Source organism: Pediococcus cellicola (assembly GCF_001438655.1).
Taxonomy (GTDB): domain Bacteria; phylum Bacillota; class Bacilli; order Lactobacillales; family Lactobacillaceae; genus Pediococcus; species Pediococcus cellicola.
In genome coordinates, this window is record NZ_JQBR01000008.1 from 1 (window position 1) to 26,876 (window position 26,876).

Sequence of the window (26,876 nt, forward strand, 5' to 3'; positions counted from 1 at the left end):
CCTGAAAAAGCTTTTCAGATTGAAGCAGCGCACGCTCGCATTGCTTAATCATTTATTCCAATCTTCAATAGATATTCTGACACGCCCCGCAACTTCGCCTGCGGGGTGGCTAACTTGTTCTTGCAATTTGTGACTATTTTATTTAAATTAAGTGACTTGATAAAAAGTAGACCAGCGAATAAAAGCTGGCTTTTTTATACTACGTTGGTTAAAAAATAAGTAAAAAACAAAAATTTTTCAGTTACATGTTAATAAAACAGAAGGCGTTGACCATAAGCGAACTAAACTGGTTCATAACTACATATGCATTCTGGAAAAATGATAAAAAAGTTTATAGAGCCTCTCGAAAATTAAAGCGCGCACAACAAATGATTTATTATGTTTCAGAAGAAAATTAAAGTGTTGTCAATTATCAGGAACGCTATGTTGTCAGGAACAAAGCTGCAAGTGTATTGCTTTTCCCTTGGGTGGAGGTCGAGTGCACTCATAGAATGTATTTCCAAACTGGCTGTTGTACTAACCTCTCATCACAAGGATGTGGTATTGACTTTTTTAATTTGAAAGTCCTGGATTAAAATAAAATGAAAATTATATTGACTTTTGATTAAATAAAACTATAATAAACGGCATAAAGAAAAGGAGTGAAGTCACATGACACAATTTGCACAAACTATTTTATCTATTTTAGTCATTATTAGTTTATTAATTAAAGTGCACAGTTCTGTGACTTCAATTTCTTAGCTAATAACTTTTTTAGCATCTTTACAAAAGAAAAATTGAGTTACCCACTGTGCTTAACAAAAGTACAGTGGGCTTTTTTATGCAAAAATAGGAGGAATGTTTATGGATAAGAAGTGGAAAGTCTCAACATTGTTCATCATGACCAGTATGGTATTGGCAGGATGTGGAAAAAGTGCCAGCGCGGGAACTCATGATTATGCAGCAAAGCAAAGCTATAATTTAATGGCAAACACTGAAGTGGAAACGATGGATCCGTCCCTAGCTGATGATTCAGCATCATTAACCCAGCTTAATAATACGAATGAAGGATTATATCATCCTAATCGCAATGGTAAATTAGTTGCTGAAGCTGCTACGAAAACAAAGATCAGCAAGGATGGCTTAACCTATACATTTACATTACATAAAGGGATGAAGTGGAGCAATGGAGATCCCGTCACAGCACAAAATTTTGTTTACGGATGGGAGCGCACGGTTAACCCAAAGACAAAAGCTCCAAATGCGTTTTTGTATGCACCTGTTAAGAATGCCAACGCCATTATGTCGGGTAAGAAGAATCCTAAAACTTTAGGTGTGAAAGCCATTAATAAAACAACTTTTGAAGTTGAATTATCGCAAGAAGCACCTTATTTGAAACAGTTAACTTCGATGCCTGCATTCTTTCCACAAAATCAAAAAGTAGTTGAAAAATATGGAAAATCCTATGGCACAAAGAGTGATAAGTCTGTGTACAATGGTCCATTTATTCAAACTGGATGGACGGGGTCAAATCTATCATGGAAACTTAAGAAAAATAGTCACTACTGGAATAGAAAAGTGGTTCGTTTAGCTACTGTTAATATGCAAGTTGTTCAGAATCCGAGCACGGCGTTAAACCTCTATCAGTCAAAAAAATTGGATGATATTTCGCTTGAGGGTGAACAGGCTACACAAGAGAAAAATAATAAGGATTTTTACTCATCCCTTGATAATCAGATGAGTTATGCTGTTTATAATTTCAAATACAAATCAATGCAAAATATTAATATTAGGCGGGCACTTTCATTGGTTGTAAATCGTAAACAATTGGCTAGCAAAGTGCTATCGGATGGTTCAATTGCACCTAAAGGCTTTGTTCCCGCAAAATTTACTACTAATCCTAATAATGGTACGGACTTTGCGACTGAGGCATCGGTCCCAAACACTGTTAATCGCAATGTGGCGTTGGCAAAAAAGTACTGGGCAAAGGGAATGAAGCAACTTGGTAAGTCTAAACTTACAATTCAGTTGATGTGCTGGGATGAGGGCTCAAATTCTAAAGTTGGTGAGTACATGCAGAGTCAAGTAAATCAATATCTTAAAGGCGCCAATATGAAAGTTAATGTCATGCCAAAGAAATCCGCAATTACGAAAATGTCAGCACACACTGGTTTTGACATGGCTTTGACTGGATGGAGTCCAGATTTTCATGACTTAATGGATGTTTTACAGCTTGAGCAGACTGGAAATCCTTATAATTTTGGCTCATTTAGTAATAAGAATTTTGACAATTATATGAAAGCAGCAATTGGTAAGGATGCAAATAACAATCAAGCACGTTATGAAGACTATGTGAAAGCCGAAAAGGTATTGATGAAACAACAGGCAGTTTCAATGGTTGATCAAGGCGCTGCAACTTATCTGCACAATCGAAAAGTAAAAAATGCTTCGACTACAACGGATGGTGGCACGTATTTAAAGCGAGCTTATGTTGTAAAATAACATGGTAAAAATGAACGGCCCAACTTTGACAATAGTCTTGGTTGGGCTGTTTGCGAGTGAAGTAACGGCATGACTTTTTAAAAATAGATTTTTTGCGATATACTACTTAATATGAGTGTATAAACGTTCGGAGGAAAAATATGGCACAAAAACAAGTCTCAATACGTGAAATAGCCGAGCTAAGTGGTGTGTCTGTGGCGACAGTGTCACGAGTAATCAATAATAATGGGCGCTTTTCCGAAACTACTCGACAAAAAGTGATGGCCGTTATCCGCGAGCAGGGATATGAAACTAATGCTATGGCAAAAGGTCTTCGTATGCGTAAATCAAACACAGTTGGCATCGTTGTACCTGACTTAAATAACAGTTTTTTTGCCGATTTGGTCGAAAAAATAGAGCAACAACTTTTTGAGACGGGTTATTCTACAATTATCTGTGACACGGCCAGGGATCCATATAAAGAAGCCGGATACTTGAAAATGCTGGAGGCTAAACTTGTGGATGGTTTGATTGTGATTTCAGGTCTGAAAGAATTCGATAGTCAACAACTTTCTCGCCATGTGCCAATTGTCTGCATTGATAGAAAGCCAAATACAAATAAAATTAAGTACATTGGTTCTGATCATTACAAAGGTGCGCAACTTGCTACTGAAAAGCTTATCAGTGCTAAAACGAACCCAGTATTACTTGCTGGTTCACGAGATTCACCTTCTTTAATTGACAGAATTAAAGGATATCAGGATACATTATCTAAAAATGAACTGCCAGCTGATAATACTTCGGTTATTCGTTTAACCGAAGAGGAAGAACAAACACCGGATACTAGGCGGAGTGCCCTACGAGAAATTTTAAGAAAACTGATGACAAAAAGCCAACCCCCAATTGGAATTTTTGCCGTTAGTGATACATTAGCAGCCGATGTGTTGATTGCAGCACACAGTATGTTTATTAGTGTTCCTAGCGATTTAAAAGTGATTGGATTTGATGATGCCCCAATTGCAAGATATTGTTATCCAGAACTCACAACTATTCGACAAAACACGGATGAAATTGCTGTCCGTGCAACGTCGTATCTTGTTTCAGCTATTCAAGGTAAAACAGAACAGAATAGCTCTATTAATAAACTAGTGGATGTGTCATTGGTGAACCGCTCAACAGTTTAAATGAATTGATGAAAAATTAATATATATAACGTAGTGGAAATGTCTTAATATTCTTTAGATGAAAAATCATTTTGGATATTAAGGCTCTTTTTTTGTTTCAAGAGAAAACGTTTACGTATTATTAATCGGATTTTGAATGATTAAAATGAAAAAACGTTAAAAGTTTGGCTTTGATTGGTTAGATCTTCTAAAAAATCGATTGACAATCAAAAAGTAAACGCTTAATATACGTTTGTGTGAGTAAACGTTTTCTCAAATTAAAAAGAATGGGTGGTTACATATGTCAGTATTAATTTGTCCCTCAATGATGTGCGCGGATTTTTCAAATGTTAAAACAGAGGTTAATCGTTTAGATAAGGCCGGAGTTGATATTTTTCATATGGATGTCATGGACGGTCATTATGTACCGAATGTTGGCCTGGGAGTAGAAGACTATAAAGCAATTCGAAAAAATACAAATACAACAATGGACATACATCTTATGGTGTCTAACCCTGATCAATATATCAACATTTTTTCAGACTTAGGTCCTAATATTATTTATGTTCATCCGGATACCACTCCCATGATTACAAGGACCCTTGAGCAAATAAAAGAGAAAGGAATTCATCCGGGAATCGCGATTAATCCAGCAATTTCTGTTTCCCAGATACAAGAGCTATTACCTTTAGTTGACTATGTTCTTGTTATGACGGTGAATCCTGGATTTGCTGGTCAGCCTTTTTTGGATTATGTGATCCCTAAAATTCAGACGTTAACCATTTTAAAAAAAGAAAGACAATTTAAATTAATGGTAGATGGCGCTATTTCGCCTGATAAAATCGGTCAATTATCTCAAATGGGTGTGGACGGTTTTATCGTTGGGACATCCGCCTTATTTGGAAAAAATAGACCTTATGATGAAATTGTTTCGGATCTAAGAAATAGAAATCATCTCGACAACTAAAAAGCTTTTACGTGATAGGAATCTTTATAAATAGATTCGTAAAGGTTTTAGCTCTTTTAGTTATAGATGCTCGTCGAAGAATGTAGAGCAAACATGACTAAAGGAGTTTTTTTGTGAAAATAAATGAATATATTTGAATATTTGTGGTTGCAAATGATTCTACGTGGTGCTAAACTGAGTTTGTTAAATAAATGGGAGGGCTTACAAATGAAATTAGCAACAAGAATTAATTCTTTTTTACCAGTTAGCAATAATGATTTGGGTGAGGTCTTTAAAAAGTTCAAATTGTTAGGTTTGAACTATGTGGACTTAAATTATCCAGAACATGTAACAGGAATCTCTTCGAAAAAAATGAAAACGCTTCTCGAAGAAAACGATCTGAAGTTAAATGGTGTGGCTTTACGTTTTAAAGAAGATTACATAAGCGGAGAAATTGGTAATCCAAATCAAGAGATTGCAGCAAAAGGATTACAACTTTGCAAAGATGCAGCAGATTATTGTCGCGCAGTTGGCGGACATGTCGTTACGGTTTGGTTAGCACATGATGGCTTCGATTATAACTTCCAAATTGACTATACAAATGTATGGAACCAATTAGTTAAGGCATTTCAAGCAATGGCGGATTATGCACCGGATTTACAATTTAGCATTGAATATAAGCCACTTCAGCCAAGGGCGTATGCCTTTATTGACAGCATGGGCGTCACTGGAATGATGTTAAGTGAAATTAATCGAAAAAATGTAGGGGTCACTTTGGACTACTGTCATATGTTAATGAAACATGAAAATCCAGCAATGGCTGCTGATATCTTTGGTGGACGTAAGCAATTATTTGGGATTCATTTGAATGATGGCTATGGAATGAATGACGATGGTCTGATGATTGGAACTGCTAGTCCTTTTAAGACGTTGGAGTTCTTGTACTATCTCAAGAAGCATTCATACGGGGGCATGATTTACTTTGATACTTTCCCTGTGATTGAGGGTGCGACAGATGAATGTGAACAGAATATTGAAATGATCAAGCATCTTAGTTCATTGATTGATCATGTTGGTTTAGACGAAATTCAAAAGGTTATTGACCAGAATGATGCTATTGCAGCGCATAAACTATTAATGAAATTTTTGAGTAACCCTGCGTAACTCATATGAGGAGTGAAGAACATGAGTATGAATTTTAAACAAGCGGCTAAAGATATTTTAGAAAATATCGGTGGCGCAGATAATGTTGGCAACATGAGTCATTGTGCGACCCGATTACGGTTGAATTTAGTTGATCGTTCGCTTGCAAACGATGCAAAAATCGAAGCAATTCCTGGAGTTTTAAATGTTGTTTATAAAGCAGGACAGTATCAGATATTGATTGGTACAGAAGTCCCAAAACTTTATGCAGAATTTGAAAAATTAGTTAATGTGGCACGCGGTGATGCACCTGCAGAACTAACCGAGGATCAGGAAAAAGCAGCAAAAGGCAGCATTGTTAGCCGAATGTTCTCTGCCATTTCTGCCATTTTTGCACCGTTACTCCCAGCCTTAGCCGGTTCGGGAATTTTACGTGGGCTTTTGATTTTAGCTGTACAAGTTAATTTTATTAAGACGGGTAGTGGTACCTATACCATTTTATATGCAGCTTCGATGAGTGTTTTTTACTTTTTGCCTGTGCTTTTGGCTTTTACTTCGGCTAAAAGGTTTGGAGCAAGTCCTTATTTATCTGCATTGATCGGTGCGGCTCTCCTGTATCCAGATCTGATTAGCTTGATGGGTAAAACAGGGAATGGTGCAATGACCAATTTCTTTGGTATTCCTACTGTTTTAATGAACTATAATTCTACCGTTGTTCCAATTATCTTGGCCATTTGGGCCTATTCATACTTGTATAAATGGTTAGATCGCCACATTATGGAAAATTTGAAGTTAGTAGTGCTTCCTTTAGTTTCTTTAGCTGTTATGTTGCCACTTACCATCATTGTGATTGGACCACTTGGTGTTTATAGTGGTGAAGGAATTGCTTGGTTTGTGAACTGGCTGATCGGACGAAGCAGTATTTTAGCTGGTGTTGTTGTTGGCGGTGGCTGGAGTGTCCTTGTAAGTATGGGTATTCATTGGGCAATTAATCCTATTATGATTAATAATATTGCAAATAATGGTTTTGATTATATTTGTCCTTGGACTTTTGCCTGCAACTTCGCCGTAATTGGTATGACAATCGGTGTGATCTTAAAAGCCCGTGACACTAAGCTTCGTAGTTTTGCAGCTACAGGATTCATTACGATCGTGCTTTCTGCAATTATTGAACCAACTTTGTTTGGATTGCTAGTTAAGAATCGTAAACTTTGGTTGGCACAGATAATCGGTGGTGCAGTTGGTGGTGCCTACTTAGGACTAACCAAAGTTGTCACTAATGCGTTTGTGTTTGGAAGTGTCACAACGTTCCCTGCATTTATTGAAAAGAATGGTAGCAATTTCTTGAATGCGCTGATTGGTTTAGGCATTTCCGCTGTCGTAGCTGCTGTATTAGCCTATATTTTCACTAATCGTGATGAGAAGTTAGCTTAATTTGTTTGTATCATTGAAAAATCCATCATTATTCGTTACTGTAAAAATAACAATTAAAATAAAACGGGATAAAGATGGAGGATTAAAATGATTCCATATGAGCGACAAACAAAGATACTGCATATATTGACAGACAAAGACCTGGTTAAAATTGATGAATTACATGCGGATTTGCCTGACATTTCAATGTCAACCTTACGACGAGACCTGAAAACTCTTGAAACTAGTGGTCGCATTGAATACTTAGTGGGTGGTGCCATAAAATCTACAAATACCACGGGTGAAATTCCAATGGTGGAAAAGGCCACGTTACACGAAAAGCAAAAAAAGTTGATTGCAAAACGGGCAGTTGATGAAATTAGTGATCATGAAAGTATTTATATAGATTCTGGTTCCAGTAATTCATTGTTATTAGATCAGTTATTGGATAGAAATATTACGATTTATACAACGAACACGACAATTTTTAATATAACTAGGGAAATAAAGGCAGCGGTCATATTACTGGGTGGCCTTTATAATCCAGCAATATCATCGCTAAGTGGGACGTTAACGGAAAATAATTTACGTGATCTTTATTTTGACCGTGCTTTTTTGGGCGTAAATGGTGTAGATGATGAAAAAGGAATCACAACGCCTAATATTGCAGAAGCAACCAAAAAAAGGTTGATCAAGGCCAATGCTAAACAAACTTATTTACTTTGCGACAGTAGTAAATTTCATCGTATTTCTTCTGTCCGGGCATTTGACCTAAAGGATGTCATTTTAATTTCCGATAAAAATGACGAAAAAATTAGGAAGCACGTCCCGATATTACTTCCCTAGTGAGGAAAGGAATGAAATTATATATGGGATTGTTGTTTAATAAAAAGCACCCGGTTGATTTATTTGCGCCAGTTACGGGTGTGCTTAAATCAATTGAAAAGGTTAGTGACGAAGTTTTTGCAAGTAAAGCAATGGGGGATGGTTTTGCTGTAGAACCTTCAAATGGTGAGATTTATGCGCCTGTAAATGGCACAGTAACTTCGGTATTTCCAACGAAACACGCCATTGGGTTGAAAACAAAAGACAAAAAAGACAAACTGGAAGTATTGGTACATTTGGGTATTGATACGGTCGAACTAAATGGTCAAGGATTCGAAGTTTTCGTTAAAGAAGGCGACGTGGTGTCACCCAAAACCAAATTGGCTAATGTGGATTTGAAATACTTGGCAAGTGAAAATAAGCCCGATGATATTATGGTGATTTTTACTAATTTGGAAAAACGGTCTTTGAATTATGACTCCGGTGAGGTTAGTCATGGTGATAAGGTCGGTACGGTTGAATAAGTTGAATGTATAGGAACATGTGTTGAGCATGTTGAAAAATTAAAAATAAGGTAGTCTTACAAGTACTTGAAATTGTAAGGCTACCTTATTTTTGTCTAAATATCAGTTTCAACAGACCGGTACTCAAAAACTTCCGGAATATGTTTATCAACTGAATACTCAAATGCAGTTCCGTCATCTAGGTAAACAGTTTGCATAATTTGCATGAGAAAATCCTTGTTTGTCAAATTAAGAAATTTTTTGTCATCTTCATTTGGTCGAACACCAGTTATTAAAAAGTCAGAGCTAGAAATTCTTTTATTTAAAGTGTGCCGTATATACTCATAAATTGAATTTTTTAACACTTTCTCTGTTAGTCCTGGAATTACATTAATTGGCATGTATACATACTCAATAATAATCGGCTTGTTTCTTAAAATACGAACCCGTTCAATGTTATAGACAAAATCTGTAGATGAGATTTGTAGCTTCTTTGCTGCTTCTTTGGAAGGGCGATCAACACTAAAGTGTATTATCTTAGTGTGCAAATCTTTTTTAGAAAAGCGTGAAGAGTTACCAGATAACGGAATACTTTTCTTTTTTCCTTGAGTATTCATTTTTACATAAATACCACTACCTTGGCGCCGCTCAATATATCCTCTACTTTGTGCAATATCAAGGCCTTTTTTTACTGTCATTGCGCTGACATTAAGTTTTTTTGCAAGTTCATTTATGGTGGGCATTTTAATTCCATAACTATATTTCCCAGTTTCTATTCCTTCTCTTATATGTTCTACAACAAGCATGTACTTCATAAACTTCACCTCGATATTTAATAAGGACTTAGAATTAATTGTTCTCATATGTTAATTATTATAGCATTCTAACCAATACATACCAACGCTTTTTAAAATTGTTACGTATTAATTATAAAAAAAGCTGTACAAATATAAAAATACATATATAATAGTCAATGAAAGCGCTGTTATAGAATCGGTAAATTGAAAGGAGAATAATAATGAAAAAGGAGTTAAAATCCAATTTTCTATGGGGTGGTGCCATAAGCAATGTACAAGCAGAAGGAGGCATCTTAGAGGGTAACAGAGGTGAAAATGTTTACGATCAATTACAAGTAGTGCCTGAATTTGGTCAAACTAGTCAAGGTAATACTAATATAGCGTCAAACCATTACTTTCAATTTAAAGAAGATATAGATCTGATGAAAAAAATGGGTTTTCGCGCGTATCGCTTATCAATTGAATGGTCAAGGATTCATCCAAAAGGTGATGAAGAAACACCGAACGAAGATGGATTGAAATATTACGACGAGATGATAAATTATCTGTTAAAAAACAACATTGAACCGATTGTTTCATTGGTCCATTTTGATATGCCGGCGTTTCTTTCAAAAAAATATAATGGTTTTTTGAATCCTAAGGTAATTTCATTCTATTTACGGCATGTGGAACAAGTGGTAACTCATTTTAAAAATCGTGTGACTTACTGGATTACGTATAACGAAATAAATACTGCACCTTTTGACAACATGTCATATCTTGTGGCTGGCAGCAAAAGACCCAGTGGAATGAGTAAAATGCAGTTTTTTCACGATATATTTTATAATACAGAACGAGCTTCATCATTAGCTATTAATCGTATCAGAGAGTTATCACCAAAAGCAAAAATTTCGGGAATGATAACAGTAAATGAAGTTCATGCAAAGCGTAATAATTCTTTAGATAGATTTGCTGCACATTTGAAAAATGAATTTAACGTAACACTTTTTGGAGATTTGATGTGCAAAGGATACTACTCAGCGTTTTATACTAAGTTTTTGGATCTCAATGGTATTGATTACTCAAATGATGATTTATCAGTAAATAAAATAGCAGCAGAAAATATGGATTTCTTGTCTGTAAGTTGTTATCAAACAAGAGTAATTGAAAGTAATGTTTCACCTACTGATATTAAACAAATTAATAAAATTATTTTTGAAGTGCCTGATGAACCTAATCCAGAATTAGGAGCTAGTCACTGGGGATGGACAATTGATCCAATTGGCTTTCGCGAAGAACTGAATCAGTTATACAACCAATATAAAAAACCGTTATTTGTTGTAGAAAATGGAATAGGTTTGCAAGAAGGGAAAACGACCGAGGAAACTATTAATGATTATCCACGAATTGAATATCATAAAAAGTATATTAAAAATATGATGGATGCCATTAATTTAGATGGGGTTGATGTGTTGGGCTACTTGATTTGGTCACCTATTGATATTCTGAGCAGTCATAAAGAAATGAAAAAAAGATACGGATTTATTTATATCTCGCCAATGCAGAATAAAAAAATGAAAAGAATACCAAAAAAGTCATTTTTCTGGTATCAAAAATTAATCAAAGAAAATGGAGCAATTGTTTATGAAAAATAATTTATTGTTTTTTAAAGTAGTTCCTCGGCAAGCAATTTGGGGCGGAAATAGAGTGAAAAAGTATTTCGGATATGATGTACCAGATACAACTGGACAAGTTTGGGCATTTTCTGCTCAGACAGATGGAGAAACAATTTGTCAGAACGGTTCTTTTAAAGGATTGGGGTTAAAGGAACTTTGGAAAGAATATCCGGAGTTGTTTCAAAGTAAAAACAAAAATTTTCCTTATATCATTTCTCTTGTAGCTCCGGTAGATAATTTAAGTGTTCAAGTTCACCCTACAGATACTGTAGCAAAGAAGTTGGGATACGAAAATGGCAAAAATGAGGCTTGGGTATTATTAAAGACGGAGTCCAAAACATCACTAATTTATGGTTCGAAAATTCCAATCCCAGATTTATTAAAAAAAATTAAAAATCAAGATTTTAATGACGTTTTTAATTCCCAAGATACTAAAAAAGGAGATTTCTTTTATATACCTGCAGGCACTATTCATGGTTTGGGTAAGGGAAATATTGCATATGAAATTCAACAGTCAACCGATTTAACTTTTCGTGTTTATGATTATGAACGACGAGAAAAAGATGGAAGAGCACGGCAACTAGATATTCCTGATGCGATTGAAAGTATTAAGAATAGCAATCCTCAAAATAACACTACCCTTAATTTTGTACATCCGAAAGCTAAGGATTTAATTAATAATGATAATGTTTCTGTGCATGAATATATAAATAATGAGTCATTTGTTATTACTAGCATTACAGTAAAAGGAAAAGTTGAATTAAGTAAACAAGGCTATTGGCTAACAACTGTCAGTGAGGGCAGCGGTAAATTAAATGGAACAAAAATTCAATTTGCTGATAATTTTATTGTTCCTGCTATAACTGACAAAGTAATATTGGAAGGTAATTTCACTTTAATGATTACGTCGGAAAAAAGAACAATCGTTGAAGGTTCATGAGGAGGCAAAGGGTTATGAATAATAGTAAAAGTACAAACAAATTACTAGATAAAATGATGTCAATGGCTGGAGTTGTTGGTAAACTATCTCATGTTTCGTGGATTGAAGCTATTCAAAATGGAATGATAGCCACTACTGCACCAATCTTAATCGGAAGTATATTTCTAATTCTATCAATTTTTGCACAACCAGATTTAGGTAATTCTAAGACAGCTTTATTACCATTTCTAGCACCATATGCAACCCAACTGAATATTGTTAATAGCATGACTTTAGGATTTGTTGGACTGTACGCAGCATATGGGATTGCAAAATCCTATGGCGAAATATTAAATGTTGACACAACACAATCTGGACTATTAGGATTAATTTCATTTTTCTTTATCACGTATAGTGGTCCAGATGCAAAAAGTATGTTTTCGGTAACGTTTTTTGGCACAACAGGATTATTTGCAGCAATGATTGTTAGTTTATTATCGGTAAAGCTGTATGCGGTTTTTCTGAAACATAATATAACTATTAAATTGCCAAGCAGTGTGCCACCCAAAGTTGGTAGTACTTTTGCATCGTTAATTCCTATGACAGTTGTTATTGTTGTATGTTGGTCAATTAGAACCTTGGCTAATTTTAATTTTACACAATGGCTAACTACCGCATTGGCACCGGTTTTGAATGGCTCAGATTCCTTATGGGGATATACATTAATCACTTTATTAGTAGTTTTGTTATGGTCAATCGGATTAAACGGGCCGGCCATGTTGGGGGCCATTATAACACCAATAACAACAGCAGATTTAGTTGCAAATGCCGCTGCAAAAGTTGCTGGGAATCCATTACCGCATATTTGGACAAATGCATTTCAATATAGTTTTATTTGGATTGGGGCAGTTTTTCCAGTTGTTATTTGGTATATACTATCTAAAAATAAAGGGAAAAGAGCACTCGGAGTTGCTGCAGCACCTGCTTTATTCTTTAACATTATTGAACCCACTATGTTTGGATCTCCAGTGGCCATGAATCCTGTGTTGATGATACCATTTATTTTCAATGGTGTTGTGGGATGCATGATAGGTTATATATCAGTGATGATTGGATTTGTTGCTCGACCATTTGCTGAAGTGCCATGGGCAACACCAGCGCCTTTTTCAGGAGTACTTATTACTGGTGATTGGAAAATTTTGATTGTTCAAGCTTTGGTACTTGCGGTTGGATTAGTTACCTATTATCCATTTATTCGTATGGATATTGAAAACTCAGAAAAAATTGCATTAAAACAGAATATGAAAAATTGATTTTTTGAAGAGGTATTGCTTTGATGAAGATTGTAAATTGGGGAATTGTCGGTCTCGGAAAAATGGCGAATTCCTTTGCAGATGATTTTCCAGAAATGCAAGAAATATATGGTTGTGCCTCGTATCTGGGTGGAAAGTCACATGCTAAAGAATTTGCAAAAAATCACGGAATAAAAAAGTTTTATGATAATTATGAGCAAATGTTAGCAGATGAAAACATTGATGTAATTTATGTTGCTACTGTTACAAGTGCCCACTACACGTGTATCAAAAAAGCTCTCTTAGCTAATAAACACGTAATGGCTGAAAAAGCAATTACGCTAAATTCTAGTGAATTAAGAGAATTGATGAATATCGCACAGAAGAAACATCTTATATTAATGGAAGCTCAAACAATATTTCATATGCCTCTATTTTCTTTAATATCACAAATTGCAAATGAAAAACAACTCGGTAGATTACGAACAATTCAAGTAACATGGGGATCATATATTCAGCATAAGCATGATCCAAGGCTTCTTGGACTAGATACTGGTGGTGGCGCATTATTGGATATAGGCGTTTATGCATTTAGTTTTGCTCGTTTGTTTATGTCTGAAACTCCAGAACTCATTGGGACTAAAATGGTTAAGTACAAAACTGGAGTGGATGATCAATCTAGTTTTTTACTTGATAATTGTAATAACGAACAAGTCACAATTGCTCTTAATTTAGCGGCAAGAATGCCTAGATTAGGATTAGTAGTTTTTGAAAATGGCTTTTTTACAGTTGAAAATTTTGCACGAGCTACCACCGCTACTTTTACAGATGCAGACTTACATTCGAAGATGATTTCTGCAGGTGATATGAGCAAGGCAATTACGTATGAAGTTGAGGATATGAAACGAGCAATTATAACTAAAAAAAATCCAACTCTGGAAATGACTAGAGATGTAATGACTGTAATGAGTAAGGCACGAAAAGAGTGGAAACTGCGTTTTGAGGGTGAGAAACAACCTATTAGTAGAAAGAACTAATTTAGTAATAAAAGATGTGAAATAAGTTATCAATATTGGTTATTAATGTTGATAACTTATTTTTTGTGTTGTCATACTTTTTGATCAAAAAATAACGATTTAGAAGATTTTATGTAAGATTTAGAACACAATATAATGCGTATAATTTTTCGATCTAATAGGGGACAAAATATGTCTCCCAAAGGTAAGCGCTTCCTATGTATACTAAGAATGTAATTTACTTGGCCAAGGAGATTATTAGATGAACAACGAAAGATTGAGTTTACTGTCCAATATGACACATATTTTTAATGAGAACCAAATTGGATCTGCTGATTACGAACTCGCAAAATTCTTTTTGAAAAATTATGCGAGCATTTCGAAAATGAACATTTATGATGTTGCTGATCAGAATCACGTGTCGCGTGCAACGGTTCGCAGATTCTGTGATCGCTTAGGTTACAACAACTTTAAGGAAATGAAGGCTCATTTCGGAGACTTCAATGAAGGAATTGAAAAATATCGGCACTTTTATAGCGGAAATAATTTTCGAACAAAGTTAGTGGCGCAGCTAAATTCTATGATGGCTGAACTAAACATTCGAATGAATACGCCTGAAAAAAATTCGATCATTAAATCTATGCTTGATGCCGATGATGTTTATATTTTTGCGTCAAGTCGGGTTGCGACGTCGGTGCTGGCCTTTCAGCAAGAATTAGTTAATTTTGGATTAACAATTCATATAGCAGATACACAGGAAGATATTCAGGCATTTAAACCATTTTTGTCTACTAAAAGTTTAATTATTGTTTTTTCAATTACCGGTGTTTTTGCAGATTCAATTTGGCAAACAATGGTAAGTGTTCCAGGGAGAAAAATATTATTCACCCTAAAACGGGATGTGACGTTTAATCGAACTTTTGACAAAATCTACCACTTTCGTGAACAAGGAAATTCTAAAATAAATGATCAACTTTATTATACCTATGGCATGAATTTTATTTTGGATATCTTATTTAAAGACTACTTAGATTATATATACAAGAAAGAAGAGAGATAAAAATGCATTACAAAAAGAATCCTATTTTCCCAGCACGCTTTATGTGGGGCGCTTCTAGTGCAGCATGGCAAGTAGAAGGTGCAGTAAATGAAGATGGTCGGACTCCCGCAATTATCGATTTAAACTCTAAAACGAAAACGGGATATGCAGATAATTCAATTGCATCAGATCATTATCATCACTATAAAGAAGATGTGGAACTCATGAAGAAGGCCGGGTTTACATCTTACCGTTTTTCAATTTCGTGGTCACGCATCTATCCTGATGACAGTGGTGTTCCCAATCAATTAGGAATTGATTTTTATAATAACTTAATTGATGAATTGGTTAAAAATGGCATCGAACCAATTGTGACTTTGTATCATTATGACATGCCGGTATGGGTAGATAAAAAGTATAACGGTTGGTATGGCCGTGGCATTATTGCAGCCTTTGATCAATACGTACGTACCTGCTTCAAGGAATTTGGGGATCGTGTTAAGTACTGGTTATCTATTAACGAACAAAACATGCAGATTTGTTATGGTAAATGGCTTGGTGTCTGCAAAAATGACGAAACCTGGTTTGAGGATCAGTGGAAAGTCAATAATATTATGAATGTCTGTCATGCAAAAGCTGTAATTGCTTGTCATGAGCTTGTTGAAGGCGGGAAAATCGGTCCAGTTCCGGGATATGTGCCAATTTACCCAGAAACATGTAACCCTAAGGACCAGATTGCTGCTCAAAATGCGGAAGAATTAACTGAAAAAGTGTGGAATGATTTTTACGCACACCAAAAATACAATGGCTTTATCAAGTCCTATTGGCGAGAAAACAATATTGATCCTGATATTCGTCCAGAAGACTTAGAAGATTTTTCTCAAGCCAAAATTGATTTCTTTGGTGTTAATTGTTATCGATCCAACACCGCCAAATATGCGGCTCCAGATGCCGAACCTAAAGATTATATTTTGAATAAATCAGGAGAAAAAGGTAACTTACAATTTCCTGTTGTGCCTGGGGTATACGCGCTAACTAATAATCCATTTGTTAAAACAACCGATTGGGACTGGGAGATTGATCCAGTCGCAATGCGATACAGTTTACGTTATATTTGGGATCATTATCAATTACCAATGGTTATTACTGAAAATGGCTATGGTGCACATGAAGAAGTTGCTGAAGACGGAAAAGTACATGATCCACAACGAATCCAATTTTTACGTGAACAAATTTATCAAGTTGGTCGTGCTATTCAGGACGGGTGTGAAGTTATTGGGTACAATCCTTGGTCATTTACAGATTTACTAAGTACTGGAAATGGTATGTCAAAACGCTATGGGTTAGTGTTTATCAACACAACAGATAGTGATGTTCGTGATTTACGTCGGATTCCTAAAGACTCGTATTATTGGTATTCAAACTTAATTAAGTCTAATGGACAAGACTGGGGTGTGGATGGCAATGCAAAATTATGACGAGTTAGTACGCTACATTGAAAAGTACATTGATGGCTTTGCTAATGTCAAAAGTGTGACACATTGTGCGACAAGGCTTCGAATTCAAATTAATAATCCTAGTAAAGTGAATATTGATAAATTGAAAGCACATCAATTAATTCTAGGGGCTGTCTTCCGCGGTAACGAATTGCAATTAGTAATTGGTCCTGACGTTCCCAAGGTATACGCCATTTTTAGTCAGGAGTTAGACAAAACAGAAAGTGACCCTTCCAAACGAGACACCTCAGAAGAAATTAAAGCTAAAAAATCTCTAAAAGATTATGGGGAAATCATTGTTGACTTTATTAGTGGCACTTTCGTACCTGTTCTACCAATTTTGGTGGCGGCGGGATTGGTTTCGGCCGTTCTTAATATTGCCGTGACTTTTGGTGGTTTACCTACCAAAAGTGGCACATATACGATTTTAAATGCCGTAAATAATGCGGGGTTTTACTTCTTGCCAATCTTCTTGGGCGGGAGTGCGGCTCGCAAATTAGGTATTGATTCTATGATGGGAATGTTTTTAGGAGCTATCCTAGTTAGCAAGTCGATTGATGGAATTGCTAATTTGTCTTTTTTAGGAATGTCAGTACCTCAGACTACTTATAATACAACAACAATTCCTGTCATTTTAGGTGTCTTGTTTATGGCCTTAATTGATAAGGGGGTCGATAAACATATCCCCAAAGAGGTTAAATTTTTTGTCAAACCACTACTCGTGATCCTGATTACCGTCCCAATTACCTTGATTTTCTTAGGGCCAATTGGTTCTGAACTTGGCAACTGGATCGCAGCAGGTCTTTCCTTTATGTATGAACATCTTGGCTGGATATCAGTTGGGATTATGGGAGCTGTCACACCATTACTGGTTATGACTGGGACAAATCAGGCGCTATTCCCTTTGGTGTTTGCTATGATGGCTAAATTTAATTATGATTCCTTTGTCTTACCAGGGATGCTAGCTGCCAACACGGCGATCGGGGCAGCCGCATTGGCTATCTTTATTCAAGAAAAAGATGCCAATAAGAAAGCTTTAGCACTGTCATCTGGAATCACTGGGGTAATGGGAATTACAGAGCCTTCAATCTTTGGGGTCTTGATTAATTATCGAAGTGCCTTTCTAGGAGCCATGGCCGGTGGAGGTATTGCAGGAGTATTTGCTGGTCTTGTCCAGTTAAAACAATATGCAGTTGTTTCACCTGGAATTGCAGCCATTCCTACTTTTATTCCAACAGACGGCTCTGGATTAAATAGTAATTTCTGGTTCTCCATTTTAACTATTTTGATTGCAGTGATTGGCTCGTTTACATTTACAACTGTCTTAGCGCGACGTAAAGTTCGGAAAGATAAAGTAGCAAAAGCAAATGCATCTATGAAAATTTTTGCGCCACTTTCTGGTAAAGTAATTCCGCTACAGAGCGTTAAAGATGAAATGTTTTCCCAAAAAATGATGGGAGATGGACTTGCTGTTGAACCAATAACAGATACAGTCTGTGCGCCATCGGATGCGGTTATTATTATGACTACGAAAACGAATCATGCAATTGGATTAAGAACTGACAACGGCGTTGAGTTATTGATCCATGTTGGGATTGATACGGTACAGCTAAATGGACAAAATATGCAAACCATGGTTAAAGAGGGGGAACATGTTAAGAAAGGAACAGTTCTCTTAAAATTTGATTCTGAAGCCATCCGTAAAGCAGGCTATGAATTAACCACACCAGTTATTGTCACCAATATGAATGATGGACATAACGTCTTTTCACAAACGGTACAAGATGAAGTTTCCTGCGGTGATTATTTATATTCAACAAATTAAAATGAGTAAAGCAAATTTTTTTAATAGATAGGTTATCTTAGCCAACGTGTTCAGCGTTGGCTTTTTTGTATTGACTGGTTAGATAGGCAAGCACTCGATATTGAGTTGACTAGTAAAGTATACTTTTAGTTAGAAGAAAAATATTTAAAAATATTATTTGAAAGCGTTGACAATTTTAAAGGACGGGTGTTTAATATGATTGTAGTTGTTATAACAACAATACAAGTTGGTGATCAAGATGGACAAAAATAATAATTATCCACTTTATCAAACCATGCTTGATGATTTGATACGGCAAATAGAGTCGGGTGAGCTTAAGGAAGATGAAAAACTTCCTTCAGAACAACAACTCGGTAAAGACTATCAAGTCAGTCGCATTACTGTCAGACGCGCACTGGCAGAGTTGGAGCAAAGACAATACATTTATAAGAAACAGGGACAAGGCTCGTTTGTTTTAAAGAAGGATAAACAAGATTTAGGGATTAGATTTGTGGATACTGAACGTGCCATCAAAAATATGGGAATGGATCCTAAAATAGTTTTGAAAAATTTTCAGATTATTGTTGATGGTTCAGAAAAAAAGATTCGCGATCTCATGTCATTAACCAATGACGATTATATTTATAAAATTGAGCAATTATATTATGCAGATGCATCTCCTGTGTATTTCGAGCGAACGTACTTAAAATATAGTCGTTTTCCAGGAATAAAGTTGAGTGAGATTACAAATAATGAATTGATTCCTTTTTTAATAAAAAAGTATCAGTTAAAGCAAATCCAATTTATGAAGCGATCTAGTGCCACATTAGTGACTGCCAGCACCAGAAAATTATTTGATGCTAACGTAGGCGATCCACTCATCAAAATTGTTGATCAAGGAGTGGATCATCAAAATCTTGTTTATTATTCAGAAGCCGCTACGGTAGGTGCCTTGCCAATGTTCCTTATTGATGAATGAAAATTAAAGGGAGATTTATTATGGCAACACATATCGTACTTACACGTATTGACAACCGGCTGGTACATGGACAAGTTGGGGTCGTCTGGACTTCATCAATCGGTGCAAATCTTTTACTGGTTGCAAATGATAATACAGCTAATGATAAGTTACAACAGGAATTAATGTCTGCCACTGCAGAATCATCCGGTGTGGGAATTCGTTTTTGGACGATTCAAAAAACGATCGATAATATTCACCGTGCCAGTGATCGACAAAAGATTTTCTTGGTTGTTCGAAATCCACAGGATGCGCTCAAGTTAGTTAAGGGTGGCGTACCAATCACGCAGCTAAATATTGGCAACATGCATTTTTCAGAAGGTAAGGAACAAATTACTAAAAAAGTATACATGGATCAAGCCGATAAAGATGCCTTAACCGAAATTGCAAATTCGGGTGTTGACGTATTCGTTCAAGATGTACCAGAAGATCGTAAGCAATCATTGAAAGAAGTGATCTAGATGACAGTTACTTTAGGAGAGGGTCTGTTAGTTTCACTTTTTGCATTAATTTCAGGAATCGATTTCTGGCTTGAAGGTTTTTATATTTTTCGTCCTATGATTGTTTGTACTGTCACAGGGTTAATGCTAGGTGACCTGAGATTAGGTATCATTGCTGGTGGGCTGACAGAGCTTGCATTTGCTGGATTAACCCCTGTTGGTGGCACTCAGCCACCTAACCCTGTGATGGCAGGTATTATGACAGTTGTGATTGCTCATACAACCGGTCATTCACCTGCTACCGCAATTGGCTTGGCATTACCATTTAGTATTTTAATGCAATATATTATTTTGTTTTACTATTCAGCATTTTCAGTTTTCACAAAAAAACTTGATGATTATGCTAAAGAAGCAAATACCAAAAAATTTGCGCGACTAGCCCTTATGCCCACAGTAGTTGTGGGTGTCACATATGCAATTATTGCTTTCTTGTGTGTCTATGGCGCTCAGGCACCAATGCGTGAGCTCGTCAATGCCATGCCTGGTTGGCTAAGTCATGGTTTTCAAATTGCCGGTGGTATTCTTCCTGCCGTCGGTTTCGGAGTTCTTTTGAAGAGTATGCTAAAAATGCAATATGTTCCTTATTTGTTAATTGGATTCACAGCAGCTTGCTTCATTAAATTCGGAAACTTGATGCCTGTTGCAGTTATTGGCGCGGCACTAGCCTTTATTGAATATTCACATGCGCGTCGTAACAGTGTAGTTGATAAGAAATTAAAAGAAATTCAAGATAATGCGAATAATGGAGGTGAAGACGATGGCATCTAACAGTACGGTGACTCCCAAAAGAGGAAAATTATCTGGTAAAGATATTACCAAATTAGGTGTTCGGTCTATTTATAACCAGTCCGCTATGAACTATGAGCGAATGCAGTCTGATGGCTGGACGCTGGCGATGACACCAATGCTGAAGAAGGTCTATGGTGAGGATACTGATGGTTTAGCGGCTGCTATGAGTGCCAATTTGCAGTTCATTAATACTAATAACTATGCAGCACCGTTACTAATGGGGTTATTGGCTTCTCTTGAAGAAAACGGGGAGCAAAGATCAACGATTGATGGTTTACGAATTGCTTTATTCGGTCCTTTGGCTGGAATTGGTGATGCGATTACATGGTTTACCATTTTACCAATCGTTGCGGGGATTACGGCATCGTTTGCAAAACAAGGAAGTATTTTAGGTCCGTTGGTCTTCTTCTTGGTTTACGTGGCGCTATTCTTTGCCAGAATACCAATCGCACATTTAGGCTATTCAGCGGGAACAAAAGCGATTGAATCAATTCGTGAAAATTCAGCAATTGTTTCACATGCAGCTTCAGTTCTGGGATGTACCGTTATTGGCGGCTTGATAGCTAGTTATGTTCAAATCAAAGTATTAACTAAAATTCCAGTTGCTGCTGGTCATACGATTTCGATTCAGACGCAGTTCTTTGATCGAATTTTTCCTAATATTTTGCCATTAGGTTATACTTTCTTACTCTATTATTTGTTGAAGAAAAAGAATACTAGTCCAGTGCTTTTGATTTTACTAACTTTTGTATTGGCAATTCTGCTTTCTTGGATGGGAGTGCTTTAAAATGCAAATAATTGTTACAGGACACGGGAATTTTGCTTCCGGTATTGAATCAACAATAAAGTTGCTTGCCGGATCAATTAACGGTGTTAAATATATTGATTTCACGGGAGATATGAACGAGAAAGATCTTGCCGAAAAGTACCAAAAATTGCTCTCAACCGAAGAAAAAACGTTATTCTTTTGTGATTTAGTCGGAGGAACCCCGTATAAACAAGCAGTAGTTGCTAGTGCCGATAAAGAGCGTACTGTTGCTGTAGTTGCGGGTTGTAACGTGGGTTCACTGCTTGAATTAGGATTGAATAGTAGTGCGTTACAAGCAAAATCAATTTCAGAAGTTGCAACTACTTTTGTAGAGACAAGTAAGAACAACACGAAAGTATTTAAACATGTTGTTCAAAATGAGCAAGTGGATGAAGATGGAATTTAAATTTGAAATTCTGTCTGCAAAAAAGTGAATATTTAAAAAGGATCAATTACAATGTTGTTTTGTAAATGATCCTTTTTTGTTTGGATTTGACTATCTCAATAGAGATTTTTGACTAATGCCATATTTGTAACGGTCGCTTCTAATTTGTTGATTGGAAAGGTGGAGAGGCTTTTGGTGTTCGTCATAGACAGAATCCTCCACTAGCATCAACGCAGTATTAGGCTTTACGTCTAATAGAAATGCAGCATTGGGACTGGCGTAGGTAATTGCGAAGGTTTTTCTTCCTGCAGACGGAGTTACCTTGTACTTATCTCGTAAAAGTGCATACAGTGAACCAGTTAAATCTTGATAAAGAAGTGATTTGTAGGTTGTTGTAAACCAAGACGTGTCAATACAAAATGGTTGATCATCTAGATAACGAAGGCGTTCTATTTCAACTAATTGTTCAGTTGGGGAAATATTAAAAAAAGCACACTGTGCTTCAGTTGGTGTGACCAATTGATAATTTACTACTTTACTATGAACAGCCTTGCCCATTTCAGCTAAATTTTCAGTTAAACTTGTGAAATGAGCAATATCATTATCAGTTTTTTTCGTTCCAGACACAAAAGTTCCTTTACCGTGTATTTTAACGACCAGATTAGCCTTGACCAATAATTCTAGTGCTTTACGTACTGTACTGCGGCTCATTCCTGTACTTAAATGCAGTTCCTTTTCAGTTGGAAGCTTGGTACCTATAGGGTAATTATTATTTCGGATATCCTTATACAAGCTATCTGCCAGTTGTTCGTAAAGTGGCTTCAGCATTGATGAGTCACCAAATGGTTTTCTATTCATATTATTTTCCTCTTTAAGTTATTAGCTCAATTATATACTGTTCATTTATTTTTAGAAACATTTTGAAAGCGCTGTACTTTTTTTGATAACGTGGTAAGATGTGAATGTAATTTAGATGTATGGTGTTGTATGCTTAAAAGGAGGAAAAATAATGAATATACAGGAACAAGTAGCAGACATCACGAAACAAGCTGCTCAAAAATTAAGACAAAATGGGAAATTAGAAAATGTGGTGTGGGTTGCCGCCGGCGGATCGTTTGGCGGATTTTATCCGGCTCAATATTTTATGGATCATGAGTCAGTTAAGGTAACTTCTGAATCATTTACTAGTAATGAATTTGCTTTGAATATTCCTAAATATGTAGGAAACAATACGTTAGCAATTTTTTGTTCGATGCGTGGCACAAAGGAAACTTGTGTTGCCGCAAAAAAGGCAAAGGCGGCTGGCGCTACAGTTATTGCGCTGTATGTACTTGAATCTGATTTAACTAAAATTAGTGATTTTAATATTAAATATGAAAGCATTGCGGAAGATACAAGCCGTACAGAACATGTGAATTCAAGTATAGGTTTAATGCTTGCAATGAATATTGTTAACGAAACTGAAGGTTATCCTAACTATAAAGAAGCCATGCATGGATTTGAAATTGTAGATGCAATTTATCGCCGTGCGGTTAAAGTGACAAAGCCGCTTGCACAAAAATGGGCTCAGCAAAATGCGGATCGTAATCCAATCTACGTTATGGGGAGCGGACCTACATATGGTGCAGCTTATATCTTTTCAATTTGCAACATAGAAGAAATGCTTCAAATTGCATCTCCTACTATAAATAGTTGTGAGTTCTTTCACGGCCCATTTGAAGTGTTGGATAAAAACACTTCAGTCTTCCAATTGATTTCTGTTGGAAGATTAAGAGCCGCGGATGAGCGAGCCGTGAGATTCTTAAAACAGTATGGAGGAGACAAAGTTTATCTGTTAGACGGTAAAGAAATTGGACTTAATGATCTAGATGATAGTATTTCCGAATACTTTAATCATATTTTGTTTGCTCCTATTTTAAATAATGTGTATATGCGCGCACTCTCCAAAGTTACTTCAAAAGACTATAACACTCGTCGCTATATGTGGAAAGTAGCATATTAATTTAGAAACATTTTGGAAATAGTTAAAAACTAGGTGGCCGATGCAAATTTTATTAATCTGCGGTTACCTAGTTTTCTTATATGATTGGTCAAGATTGGAGGGCAATTAATGTCACTAGAAATCAAAAAACGAATCTACAGCAAATTACAAGAACTTTGCCAAAATAGTAAGTTAGTAACCACAAATATTACAGCAGATTCTTTTACACAAGAATTTGATATTGCACGCAATACTGCAAGTCACTACTTAAATCAACTAGTAAAAGAAGGAAAGGTAGTTAAGGTTAATACTAGACCTGTTCGATTTTATGATAAAAAAACGGTTGAAACTTATCTTGGAGCAAGTTGTAATTTTGAATATAACGGTGTAGCTGATTTGTTCACAACTTCTAAAGTAAATAAAGATATTTTTGACCAAGTAATAGGTGCTCACGAATCTTTATTCATTCAAATTAAGCAGTTAAAGGCGGCTGCTCGTTATCCAGGAAACGGATTACCGATTTTATTGACAGGTCCCACTGGATCTGGAAAGTCATATCTTGCGAAAGTTTATTATGATTACAACGTAGCTATGAAATATCTAAAACCAGAAAGCAAGTTTGTGCACCTGAACTGTGCAGAATACGCAGATAATCCAGAGCTTTTAGCGAGTTTATTATTTGGGTACAAATCTGGAGCGTTTACGGGCGCAACTGAAAATAAGACTGGGCTATTTGATGAGGCTGATAACGGAATGTTGTTCCTGGATGAAGTTCATCGATTGGGAGCTAAAGGACAAGAAAAACTTTTCGAATATCTGGATAATGGGACTATTTCTCCTCTTGGGTCAACCAAAAACGGGCATAAAGTTAATGTTCGGTTAGTATTTGCGACTACTGAGGATATTGGGAGTACATTTTTACAGACCTTTATTCGGAGAGTTCCTGTGCAGGTGAAAATTCCGAGCTTAAATTTACGCACGCCATTTGAGAGAGAAAGTTTGGCAAAACTATTTTTTTTGCGACAAGCTAAACAAATAAACAAAAAAATAGTTTTGACGAATCAAGTATTAGCGGCAATTACAGGTCAACGGTATGAAAGTAATGTTGGGCAATTGAAAAATGATATTACATTGACTGTTGCTAATGCGTTAGGTAAAACAATGCGTGATAATTATGATCAACAAATCACAATTTATGTGAGTGACCTACCAAATCACGTTTGGCAAAATGGTGGTGAGGGGCAACGTATACGCCTAACAGGCGACAGGACGACGATAACGATTTCTGAAAATATGGAAATTAAACAATTGCTGACAGATGAAACATCTTTAAATAATCCAATTATGCAGGCTTTTAAGCGAATTATTAAACTTTTTCAAACATATGGCATGTGTGAGACGTTTGTTGAAAATGCAACAACCGTCATTACTACTTTATGTGATGAGTTAGTTTATAGCAAAATGATTACACGCGGTGAGGTTCCCTTAAAACTTTTTCAAAGACTTTTTCAAGTCAAGATTAACAATATTGAAGCAGACGATGATGTTGAATTTTCTGGTAACACAGTTATTGTTTTGGCATATTTTTCTTATTATCGTCAGTTCGCATATTGGGTATTAGATTCTAAAAGTCATGAAGTGCTTACTACGATTTCAAACCGATTGGTTACCAGTTCTCCCAAAATATCTGGATTTACTAATGAAATTCTAGAATTAATCCAAGATAGTTTAAATTTAAAAAATGATGTGGTTGACCGCTTATTTTTACAGTTATATTTAAATAGTGTTGTAAAAGTTGTTCATCCTAATCAAATCCGCTGTATTATTCTCGCACATGGCTACTCAACTGCTAGCAGTATTGCGACGGTAGTGAATAAAATGTTGGGGAATAGAAGCATTGTAGATTTCGTTGATATGCCATTAACTAATGGACCCGAGGAGATTGGCCAAGAAGTTACAAATTATATTAATAGGAATGCGATTTCAACAGGATTAATTTTAATGGTTGATATGGGATCGTTGAATGATATTTATCGATATTTGCATACTAGCATTGATTTTCCGATTGGTGTCATTTCAAATGTATCTACACAATCGGCATTGATGGTGGGAGAAAGAATTTTAAAACATGATGAGTTACAAAATATTGTGAACGATGTTCAAAAAAAGATAAGAATAGACGGCAAAATAATTTACCCTGAAAAAAACAAGAAAAATCTTGTCATTACTTGTTGTAATACTGGGATCGGGACTGCACGACAAATTAAAAATTTGTTAGATAATAGCATTCCAGAAAAATTAAACATTGTAGTTAATGCATATGATTATGCGTTATTACAGTCTTCGGAACAGATAAAAACATTGGCACATACTTTTAATATTTTAACGATCGTAGGAACCGTTGATCCTCAAATTGATGATGTGTCCTTTATTCCACTTGAAAAATTGATTTTAGGCGAAGATACACAGCGATTTGCAGAGGCCCTAGCGCCAATTGCAACGACCGAAGAGGTACAAAAGCTGATAGATACAATTTTGCATAATTTTACAATTGAAAGAGTCATTAACTCATTAACTATTCTTGATGCACATGCAGTAATGAAAAGTATTGATGTTGCCTTAAATCGATACAGTGAAGTTTCCGGAAAGCAACTAAATAATCGAACAAGGATGGCATTGTATGTTCATGTAAGTTGTTTGATCGAGAGATTAATTCGTAACGAGCCAATTACCACGTACGATTGGGAACCAAATTATGACACTAAGCTAGTGGACGATCTAAAACAAGCCTTTAGTGTCATAGAAGCCCAATATAGTGTCCAAATCCCAAAAGCTGAACTGGGATACATTTATGATATTGTACACGGAAATCTGTGAACTTAAAGCATTTTAAAGAAAAAACAAAAGGCGTGCCAGAAAGTTGG

23 protein-coding genes are annotated in these 26,876 nt (G+C 35.9%); 21 read left to right on the forward strand and 2 right to left on the reverse strand.

The window, feature by feature from the left end; all coding sequences use genetic code 11:
• The first annotated feature begins 843 nt into the window (after positions 1 to 843).
• The 7 genes from IV80_RS07405 to IV80_RS07435 all read left to right on the forward strand — a co-directional run bounded on the left by IV80_RS07405 (position 844) and on the right by IV80_RS07435 (position 8,474).
• On the forward strand, positions 844 to 2,481 hold the full coding sequence (locus tag IV80_RS07405; RefSeq protein ID WP_057751652.1) for a peptide ABC transporter substrate-binding protein: 1,638 nt from the start codon (positions 844 to 846) through the stop codon (positions 2,479 to 2,481).
• Positions 2,482 to 2,621: 140 nt separating this feature from the next.
• Positions 2,622 to 3,644, forward strand: a complete 1,023-nt coding sequence (locus tag IV80_RS07410; RefSeq protein ID WP_057751654.1) for a LacI family DNA-binding transcriptional regulator — start codon at positions 2,622 to 2,624, stop codon at positions 3,642 to 3,644.
• A 280-nt stretch (positions 3,645 to 3,924) separates the two neighbouring features.
• On the forward strand, positions 3,925 to 4,590 hold the full coding sequence (rpe, locus tag IV80_RS07415) for a ribulose-phosphate 3-epimerase (protein WP_057751656.1): 666 nt from the start codon (positions 3,925 to 3,927) through the stop codon (positions 4,588 to 4,590).
• A gap of 207 nt (positions 4,591 to 4,797) precedes the next feature.
• Complete coding sequence (locus IV80_RS07420) at positions 4,798 to 5,733, forward strand: sugar phosphate isomerase/epimerase family protein (RefSeq protein ID WP_057751894.1); 936 nt, start codon at positions 4,798 to 4,800, stop codon at positions 5,731 to 5,733.
• 27 nt (positions 5,734 to 5,760) lie between these two features.
• Positions 5,761 to 7,146, forward strand: a complete 1,386-nt coding sequence (locus IV80_RS07425; protein WP_057751897.1) for a PTS transporter subunit EIIC — start codon at positions 5,761 to 5,763, stop codon at positions 7,144 to 7,146.
• An 87-nt stretch (positions 7,147 to 7,233) separates the two neighbouring features.
• A complete protein-coding gene (locus IV80_RS07430; protein WP_057751659.1) occupies positions 7,234 to 7,971 on the forward strand; it encodes a DeoR/GlpR family DNA-binding transcription regulator in 738 nt (245 codons plus the stop codon).
• 11 nt (positions 7,972 to 7,982) lie between these two features.
• Positions 7,983 to 8,474, forward strand: coding sequence for a PTS sugar transporter subunit IIA (locus tag IV80_RS07435; RefSeq protein ID WP_371861650.1), 492 nt, complete (start codon positions 7,983 to 7,985; stop codon positions 8,472 to 8,474).
• 95 nt (positions 8,475 to 8,569) lie between these two features.
• Here IV80_RS07435 and IV80_RS07440 read toward each other — a convergent pair whose 3' ends face one another.
• The gene (locus IV80_RS07440) at positions 8,570 to 9,268 is read right to left on the reverse strand and encodes a GntR family transcriptional regulator (protein WP_057751662.1); all 699 of its coding nucleotides are present in this window, start codon (positions 9,266 to 9,268) and stop codon (positions 8,570 to 8,572) included.
• A gap of 203 nt (positions 9,269 to 9,471) precedes the next feature.
• Between IV80_RS07440 and IV80_RS07445 the strand changes: the two genes are divergently transcribed.
• The 12 genes from IV80_RS07445 (at position 9,472) to IV80_RS07500 (ending at position 21,992) form a co-directional block, all read left to right on the forward strand.
• Complete coding sequence (locus IV80_RS07445; protein WP_057751665.1) at positions 9,472 to 10,884, forward strand: glycoside hydrolase family 1 protein; 1,413 nt, start codon at positions 9,472 to 9,474, stop codon at positions 10,882 to 10,884.
• Positions 10,874 to 11,845, forward strand: coding sequence for a type I phosphomannose isomerase catalytic subunit (locus IV80_RS07450; RefSeq protein ID WP_057751668.1), 972 nt, complete (start codon positions 10,874 to 10,876; stop codon positions 11,843 to 11,845). The genes IV80_RS07445 and IV80_RS07450 overlap by 11 nt, the downstream gene beginning before the upstream one ends.
• 14 nt (positions 11,846 to 11,859) lie before the next feature.
• Positions 11,860 to 13,137, forward strand: a complete 1,278-nt coding sequence (locus tag IV80_RS07455) for a PTS sugar transporter subunit IIC (protein WP_057751671.1) — start codon at positions 11,860 to 11,862, stop codon at positions 13,135 to 13,137.
• Between the two features lie 23 nt (positions 13,138 to 13,160).
• On the forward strand, positions 13,161 to 14,153 hold the full coding sequence (locus IV80_RS07460; protein WP_057751672.1) for a Gfo/Idh/MocA family protein: 993 nt from the start codon (positions 13,161 to 13,163) through the stop codon (positions 14,151 to 14,153).
• 241 nt (positions 14,154 to 14,394) lie between these two features.
• Positions 14,395 to 15,192 carry a MurR/RpiR family transcriptional regulator gene (locus IV80_RS07465; protein ID WP_057751674.1) on the forward strand — a complete coding sequence of 266 codons (798 nt, stop codon included), beginning with the start codon at positions 14,395 to 14,397 and terminating at the stop codon, positions 15,190 to 15,192.
• Positions 15,193 to 15,194: 2 nt separating this feature from the next.
• On the forward strand, positions 15,195 to 16,649 hold the full coding sequence (locus IV80_RS07470) for a glycoside hydrolase family 1 protein (RefSeq protein ID WP_057751676.1): 1,455 nt from the start codon (positions 15,195 to 15,197) through the stop codon (positions 16,647 to 16,649).
• Positions 16,630 to 18,492 carry a glucose PTS transporter subunit IIA gene (locus tag IV80_RS07475; RefSeq protein WP_236699589.1) on the forward strand — a complete coding sequence of 621 codons (1,863 nt, stop codon included), beginning with the start codon at positions 16,630 to 16,632 and terminating at the stop codon, positions 18,490 to 18,492. Before IV80_RS07470 ends, IV80_RS07475 begins: the two co-directional genes overlap by 20 nt.
• 238 nt (positions 18,493 to 18,730) lie before the next feature.
• Positions 18,731 to 19,450 carry a GntR family transcriptional regulator gene (locus IV80_RS07480; protein ID WP_057751680.1) on the forward strand — a complete coding sequence of 240 codons (720 nt, stop codon included), beginning with the start codon at positions 18,731 to 18,733 and terminating at the stop codon, positions 19,448 to 19,450.
• A 20-nt stretch (positions 19,451 to 19,470) separates the two neighbouring features.
• Positions 19,471 to 19,950 (forward strand): PTS galactosamine transporter subunit IIB, encoded by a 480-nt coding sequence (gene agaB, locus IV80_RS07485; RefSeq protein ID WP_057751683.1) that lies wholly within the window; start codon positions 19,471 to 19,473, stop codon positions 19,948 to 19,950.
• On the forward strand, positions 19,951 to 20,757 hold the full coding sequence (gene agaC / locus IV80_RS07490; protein ID WP_057751686.1) for a PTS galactosamine transporter subunit IIC: 807 nt from the start codon (positions 19,951 to 19,953) through the stop codon (positions 20,755 to 20,757).
• The gene (agaD, locus tag IV80_RS07495; RefSeq protein ID WP_057751688.1) at positions 20,747 to 21,565 is read left to right on the forward strand and encodes a PTS galactosamine transporter subunit IID; all 819 of its coding nucleotides are present in this window, start codon (positions 20,747 to 20,749) and stop codon (positions 21,563 to 21,565) included. The genes agaC and agaD overlap by 11 nt, the downstream gene beginning before the upstream one ends.
• A gap of 1 nt (position 21,566) precedes the next feature.
• A complete protein-coding gene (locus IV80_RS07500; RefSeq protein ID WP_057751690.1) occupies positions 21,567 to 21,992 on the forward strand; it encodes a PTS sugar transporter subunit IIA in 426 nt (141 codons plus the stop codon).
• A 90-nt stretch (positions 21,993 to 22,082) separates the two neighbouring features.
• On the opposite strand, the gene IV80_RS07505 is transcribed toward IV80_RS07500, so the two are convergent.
• Positions 22,083 to 22,829 (reverse strand): GntR family transcriptional regulator, encoded by a 747-nt coding sequence (locus tag IV80_RS07505; protein WP_057751691.1) that lies wholly within the window; start codon positions 22,827 to 22,829, stop codon positions 22,083 to 22,085.
• Positions 22,830 to 22,980: 151 nt separating this feature from the next.
• On the opposite strand from IV80_RS07505, the gene IV80_RS07510 reads away from it, so the two are divergent.
• Entirely contained in the window at positions 22,981 to 23,973 is a 993-nt protein-coding gene (locus tag IV80_RS07510) for a phosphoheptose isomerase family protein (protein WP_057751692.1), read from the forward strand.
• 108 nt (positions 23,974 to 24,081) lie between these two features.
• On the forward strand, positions 24,082 to 26,829 hold the full coding sequence (locus IV80_RS07515) for a sigma 54-interacting transcriptional regulator (protein WP_057751694.1): 2,748 nt from the start codon (positions 24,082 to 24,084) through the stop codon (positions 26,827 to 26,829).
• The last annotated feature ends 47 nt before the right edge of the window (positions 26,830 to 26,876 follow it).

Bases quoted from the DNA above. Each gene is read 5' to 3' on its own strand.
- rpe (WP_057751656.1), top strand. From the start codon at position 3,925: ATGTCAGTATTAATTTGTCCCTCAATGATGTGCGCGGATTTTTCAAAT.
- agaB (WP_057751683.1), top strand. From the start codon at position 19,471: ATGGCAACACATATCGTACTTACACGTATTGACAACCGGCTGGTACAT.
- IV80_RS07435 (WP_371861650.1), top strand. From the start codon at position 7,983: ATGAAATTATATATGGGATTGTTGTTTAATAAAAAGCACCCGGTTGAT.
- IV80_RS07455 (WP_057751671.1), top strand. From the start codon at position 11,860: ATGAATAATAGTAAAAGTACAAACAAATTACTAGATAAAATGATGTCA.
- IV80_RS07500 (WP_057751690.1), top strand. From the start codon at position 21,567: ATGCAAATAATTGTTACAGGACACGGGAATTTTGCTTCCGGTATTGAA.
- agaD (WP_057751688.1), top strand. From the start codon at position 20,747: ATGGCATCTAACAGTACGGTGACTCCCAAAAGAGGAAAATTATCTGGT.
- IV80_RS07450 (WP_057751668.1), top strand. From the start codon at position 10,874: ATGAAAAATAATTTATTGTTTTTTAAAGTAGTTCCTCGGCAAGCAATT.
- IV80_RS07465 (WP_057751674.1), top strand. From the start codon at position 14,395: ATGAACAACGAAAGATTGAGTTTACTGTCCAATATGACACATATTTTT.
- IV80_RS07515 (WP_057751694.1), top strand. From the start codon at position 24,082: ATGTCACTAGAAATCAAAAAACGAATCTACAGCAAATTACAAGAACTT.
- IV80_RS07505 (WP_057751691.1), bottom strand. From the start codon at position 22,829: ATGAATAGAAAACCATTTGGTGACTCATCAATGCTGAAGCCACTTTAC.
- IV80_RS07405 (WP_057751652.1), top strand. From the start codon at position 844: ATGGATAAGAAGTGGAAAGTCTCAACATTGTTCATCATGACCAGTATG.
- IV80_RS07460 (WP_057751672.1), top strand. From the start codon at position 13,161: ATGAAGATTGTAAATTGGGGAATTGTCGGTCTCGGAAAAATGGCGAAT.
- IV80_RS07475 (WP_236699589.1), top strand. From the start codon at position 16,630: ATGGCAATGCAAAATTATGACGAGTTAGTACGCTACATTGAAAAGTAC.
- IV80_RS07445 (WP_057751665.1), top strand. From the start codon at position 9,472: ATGAAAAAGGAGTTAAAATCCAATTTTCTATGGGGTGGTGCCATAAGC.
- agaC (WP_057751686.1), top strand. From the start codon at position 19,951: ATGACAGTTACTTTAGGAGAGGGTCTGTTAGTTTCACTTTTTGCATTA.
- IV80_RS07510 (WP_057751692.1), top strand. From the start codon at position 22,981: ATGAATATACAGGAACAAGTAGCAGACATCACGAAACAAGCTGCTCAA.
- IV80_RS07430 (WP_057751659.1), top strand. From the start codon at position 7,234: ATGATTCCATATGAGCGACAAACAAAGATACTGCATATATTGACAGAC.
- IV80_RS07440 (WP_057751662.1), bottom strand. From the start codon at position 9,268: ATGAAGTACATGCTTGTTGTAGAACATATAAGAGAAGGAATAGAAACT.
- IV80_RS07470 (WP_057751676.1), top strand. From the start codon at position 15,195: ATGCATTACAAAAAGAATCCTATTTTCCCAGCACGCTTTATGTGGGGC.
- IV80_RS07420 (WP_057751894.1), top strand. From the start codon at position 4,798: ATGAAATTAGCAACAAGAATTAATTCTTTTTTACCAGTTAGCAATAAT.
- IV80_RS07425 (WP_057751897.1), top strand. From the start codon at position 5,761: ATGAATTTTAAACAAGCGGCTAAAGATATTTTAGAAAATATCGGTGGC.
- IV80_RS07410 (WP_057751654.1), top strand. From the start codon at position 2,622: ATGGCACAAAAACAAGTCTCAATACGTGAAATAGCCGAGCTAAGTGGT.
- IV80_RS07480 (WP_057751680.1), top strand. From the start codon at position 18,731: ATGGACAAAAATAATAATTATCCACTTTATCAAACCATGCTTGATGAT.